Annotated in this window: 1 protein-coding gene; it reads right to left on the reverse strand. The window is 47.5% G+C overall.

The genetic code is table 11. From position 1 onward, the window contains the following. The coding region (gene tilS, locus R7P35_RS26190; protein WP_318093406.1) for a tRNA lysidine(34) synthetase TilS at nucleotides 1–1,051 on the reverse strand (1,051 nt) is incomplete at both ends.

Genomic DNA, 1,051 nt, shown 5'->3' on the forward strand with positions numbered 1-1,051 from the left:
TGCGACTGCAACAACTTGGTCTTTGTACATCAAAATCGGGATCTGACGACGTAACCAGCTTGGCACATTGTATTCTTGGAATAACTTTTTCAGTTTACGACTGCGACTACGTGTTGTGGGGTGTGCCGACAAACCTTCGGGATTGAAAGTAACCCTCAATAACTCGGGGTGCGATGGCAGCGAAATATTTGGCTGATGAGAACCCGTACTAAGCGTTAACGTCCCCAAACTCTCTGGTAAAATCAGTGGCTCATCGATTTGGATATGGCCTTGCCAACTCGTCACATCGGCATGAGGCGTAACCCAGTACAATTTGTTTTGGAAGCGTCGGATCTCTCCTTGTTTGAGTTTAAGCTTTGGATTGGCATCTTGTTGCGCCAATGCCACTTCTTGCCAAATCAAGCGCAATTGAGTTTGACTCGGCATATTGGCATTCAATTTACTCAACCACATACGAATCAAACGCGCTTGAGCTAATTCACTATGGATAGCTAACTCATCAATACTTAAGCGCAAATCCGCCTGTAGAGCCCGCGCAAACACCGAACCTAGGAGCTCATCCAATAACGCTTCTTGCTGAGCACATAAGCTTGCGCTTCGTTGCACCGCTTGATGAATACTCGGCCAACGCTCAGACAACTCAGGGACGATACGATGACGTAAAAAATTTCGATCGTAGCGCGTGTCTTGGTTACTTTCGTCTTCTACCCATTCCAAACCAATGTTCTTCGCCGTCGCTTCTATCTGCTCGCGCTTGGTGTTAAGTAGCGGACGAACTAATGTTCCACCAGCAAAGGGCATACTTTCTGCCATCGAAGATAAGCCCTTAGGTCCACTTCCACGTTTCAACGCGAGTAAAAATGTTTCGACTTGGTCGTCGGCATGCTGACCTGTTAGCAATAAGTCGCCACGATTGATATGACGAGCCAGAGCTTCATAGCGCGCTTCACGTGCCAGCGATTCAATGCTCTCACCACTATTGGTATCTAGGTTCACACGCTCTACCGAGCACGAAATACCTGCTTGTTTCGCCCATACTTGACACTTATCG

Origin of the sequence: Vibrio sp. Vb0304, from assembly GCF_033338995.1 — a bacterium.
GTDB lineage: Bacteria > Pseudomonadota > Gammaproteobacteria > Enterobacterales > Vibrionaceae > Vibrio > Vibrio alginolyticus.